At 60.7% G+C, this 3416-nt stretch carries 4 protein-coding genes and 1 pseudogene; 4 read left to right on the forward strand and 1 reads right to left on the reverse strand.

All coding sequences use genetic code 11. The features are described 5' to 3' along the window. Positions 1 to 198, reverse strand: a pseudogene (locus BLX41_RS35685) (LTA synthase family protein); the annotation flags it as partial. A gap of 205 nt (positions 199 to 403) precedes the next feature. Here BLX41_RS35685 and colR point away from each other — a divergent pair. The 4 genes from colR to BLX41_RS35690 form a co-directional block, all read left to right on the forward strand. Beyond that, a complete protein-coding gene (gene colR / locus BLX41_RS18580) occupies positions 404 to 1087 on the forward strand; it encodes a two-component system response regulator ColR (RefSeq protein ID WP_047305857.1) in 684 nt (227 codons plus the stop codon). After that, positions 1077 to 2357, forward strand: coding sequence for a sensor histidine kinase (locus BLX41_RS18585; RefSeq protein ID WP_123726066.1), 1281 nt, complete (start codon positions 1077 to 1079; stop codon positions 2355 to 2357). Before colR ends, BLX41_RS18585 begins: the two co-directional genes overlap by 11 nt. Positions 2358 to 2555: 198 nt before the next feature. Beyond that, positions 2556 to 3236, forward strand: a complete 681-nt coding sequence (locus BLX41_RS18590) for a class I SAM-dependent methyltransferase (protein ID WP_123726247.1) — start codon at positions 2556 to 2558, stop codon at positions 3234 to 3236. Between the two features lie 4 nt (positions 3237 to 3240). Further along, on the forward strand, positions 3241 to 3416 hold a 176-nt coding region (locus BLX41_RS35690), incomplete at its 3' end, for a lipopolysaccharide kinase InaA family protein (RefSeq protein ID WP_311197559.1).

Genomic DNA, 3416 nt, shown 5'->3' on the forward strand with positions numbered 1-3416 from the left:
CAGGCCCAGGGGCAGGGCGGCGTAGGCCAGGAAGCCCAGGTCGTAGAGCAGGCCGACGCCGAACACTGGCAGCCAGCCGCCACCGGCTTCGTTGAGGTGAGTCAGCAGGAGAGCGCTGCGGGTCAGCAGGAAAATCGCCAGCCAGGTGCTGATCAACAACAGCACCACGCGTGCTGGGGCGGTCTTGAGAAGATCCATCAGAAGGGTGTTCCTTGTGGGCAAACGGCCGGCAGTCTGGGCTTGCCCCTGTAGTCAGGTTGTGAACCTGCGGTGAAAAACTCGTTAAGCCAGTGATGGGGTGAAAAGTGCCCGCAGAGCGGTCAGACAAGGCTGGCGGCGAGTCCGACTTGGCCTTAAGCTGCGCGAGCCAAGACGGCCGTAACTGTGTGCGGAGAGAGTGCCGATGCGAATTCTACTGGTTGAAGACAACCGCGATATTCTCGCCAACCTCGCGGATTACCTGGGACTCAAGGGCTATACCGTGGACTGCGCCCAGGATGGTCTGTCGGGGTTGCACCTGGCTGCCACCGAGCATTACGACCTGATCGTGCTGGACATCATGCTGCCGGGGATCGACGGCTACACCCTGTGCAAGCGCCTGCGCGAAGATGCCCGGCGCGATACCCCAGTGATCATGCTCACGGCCCGGGACCAGTTGGATGACCGGCTTCAGGGCTTCAAGTCCGGTGCCGACGACTACCTGCTCAAGCCATTTGCCCTTTCGGAACTGGCCGCGCGGATCGAGGCAGTGATGCGCCGTACCCAGGGCGGTGGTCGCCGAGCGCTGCAGGTCGGTGATCTGAGCTATGACCTCGATACCCTGGAAGTCACCCGCGAAGGGCGCCTGCTCAAGCTCAACCCGGTGGGCCTCAAGCTGCTGGCGGTGTTGATGCAGAAGAGCCCCCATGTGTTGCGCCGGGAAATCCTCGAAGAGGCCTTGTGGGGCGATGACTGTCCGGACAGTGACAGCCTGCGCAGCCATGTCCACCAACTGCGCCAGGTGATCGACAAGCCGTTCGCCAAACCGTTGCTGCACACCGTGCACGGTGTCGGCTACCGGTTGGCCGAGGGTCGTGATGGAGTTTAAGCAGAGCCTTGCCCAGCGCATCATCATCGCCTTTGCGTTGATGAGCGCACTGGTGGCGGGGGCTTTCGCCATGGGCATCGTGGCGACCGTGCATCTGGTGGAGGAGAAACTCATCTCCGCCGGCCTTGGCGGCGATCTGCAACGCCTGCTGCTGATGGATAACGTTGTCGACTGGAATCACCGCCCCGAGCCCGATCAACTGTTCTACTACAGTGGCGGGCGCGGCGATTTCGAGTTGCCCAAGGACCTGAGGCACCTGGACCCGGGTTTCCATGAAGTGTTTCGCGAGCAGTTGTCCTATCACGCCATGGTCGAAGTGGTGGATGGTCGGCGTTATGTGCTGCTGCAGGATCAGAGCGATTTCGAAGAGCGCGAGCGGGTGCTGTTCGCGGTGGTGCTGGTGGGTTTTGTCCTCAGCCTGGCGCTGGCGGTGTTCCTGGGTTGGGTCCTGGCGCGCCGGGTGATGGCGCCGGTGGTTCGTCTGGCTCGCCAGGTCCGTCACCGGGATCAATTGCTGGGCTTGGCACCGCCCCTGGCTCCGGATTATGCGGCGGATGAGGTGGGCGAGTTGGCGATCGCCTTCGATGCGACGCTGGGACGTCTGCGCCAGGCCTTGAGCCGTGAGCGCCTGTTCACCAGTGACGTCAGCCATGAACTGCGGACGCCGCTGATGGTCTTGGCCACGTCCTGCGAGCTGCTCCTGGAAAACCCCGGGCTCGATCCCCGTGGACGAGCCCAGGTCGAACGTATTGCCCGAGCCTGCGAGGAAATGCGTGAGCTGGTGCAGACGTTCCTGATGCTGGCCAGGGCCCAGCGGGAAGATGCCAGCATGTCGCCGCAATTGACGCTGACCCAGGCTGCCAAGGACCTGATCGGAGTGTGGCGCGAGTCCATCGAGGCCAAGGGTATCGAGTTGATCTTCGAGCCGGGGCAACCGGGTGAGACCCGCTACAACGCCACCTTCCTGCATGCGGTGATGGGCAACCTGCTGCGCAATGCCTTGCACTACACCGAACAGGGATTTATCCGCCTGAGCCTGGTGCCGGATGGATTCGTCGTGGAGGACAGTGGCGTGGGCATTCCCGAAGAAAAGCGCGAGGCGATGTTCCAGCCCTTTGTCCGTGGCGATGAAAAACGTGGTGAAGGCCTGGGACTGGGCTTGTCCCTGGTCCAGCGCATCTGCGAGAACGAGGGCTGGAGCGTCACTCTCAGCACCATGACCCCCAATGGCTGTCGTTTTCACGTTCAGCTGCACCCTTCCAAGGCTTGAATACTCTTGCCAGGCCCTGTTTTACCGGGCAGCTCGCTTGTCGATTTTTCTTCTGAAGTGGCCCCAGGCCACTGTCTGCTGCCTGTAAAACTCTGAAATATTTCCTCGTTGGACGGTACGAAGTTTTCACAAAGGGATGACCTGTCGCTGACACGCTGCTGCCTAAGGTGGCGCCATCAGTTGCAGGAGACTTTGATGATGGCGACACCGATCAAGCTGGAATTTTCCGATAAATACGATGCGCAACATGCACAGCAATACCTGCTCAAGCACCAGGAGGGGCTGGCACGACAGTTGTCCCACAAGCGTGATGAACAATTGGCTCGCACCGCGTTGGCCCTGGCGGGAGAGCCGGGCCTGGTGCTGGACCTGCCGTGCGGCGCGGGTCGTTTCTGGCCGTTGCTGACCGAAAAAGCCAATCGAGTCATTATTGGAGCCGACAATTCAGCGGCTATGCTGAACATCGCCACGGTGGCGCAACCGGCCGACGTGGTGAAACGGGTACGAGCCTTGCAGACGTCTGCGTTTGCCATCGACTTGCCGGACAACGCTGTAGACTGCATTTTTTCCATGCGCTTGCTGCACCATATCGGTGAGGCCGGGCATCGGATGGCGCTGCTGCGGGAGTTTCAGCGGGTCACCCGTGACAGCGTGATTATCTCGCTATGGGTCGATGGCAACTTCAAGTCCTGGAAGCGCAAGCGCATGGAGCGCAAGCGGCTGTCCGAAGTTGGGCAGGAGGGTTACCAGAATCGTTTCGTGTTACCGGCGGCAACGGTCGAAGAAGAATTCAGGCAAGCCGGTTTTCGTGTCCAGGAGCATCTGGACTTCTTTCCGCTCTACGCCATGTGGCGGGTCTACGTATTACGCAAGAGGTAAGAGGATGGCTGTTGAATGTGCTTCGGAAATGGATGCCGTGCCCACAGATTGCTTCGAATACTTCTGGAACCAACAAGGTGAATGGGTCGAGGAACCCAATAAGCGTCGAGGCGGTGAGAGCGGCGTGCAGCGCCTGATCAGCAGCAGTGGTCGGCTGCTCTATGCCAAGCGACAGATCGG

This window comes from Pseudomonas protegens (assembly GCF_003732485.1).
Classification (GTDB): domain Bacteria; phylum Pseudomonadota; class Gammaproteobacteria; order Pseudomonadales; family Pseudomonadaceae; genus Aquipseudomonas; species Aquipseudomonas protegens_B.

What these genes read in the sequence shown, in the direction of transcription:
- colR (WP_047305857.1), top strand. Translation starts at nt 404, where the DNA reads ATGCGAATTCTACTGGTTGAAGACAACCGCGATATTCTCGCCAACCTC.
- BLX41_RS18585 (WP_123726066.1), top strand. Translation starts at nt 1,077, where the DNA reads ATGGAGTTTAAGCAGAGCCTTGCCCAGCGCATCATCATCGCCTTTGCG.
- BLX41_RS18590 (WP_123726247.1), top strand. Translation starts at nt 2,556, where the DNA reads ATGGCGACACCGATCAAGCTGGAATTTTCCGATAAATACGATGCGCAA.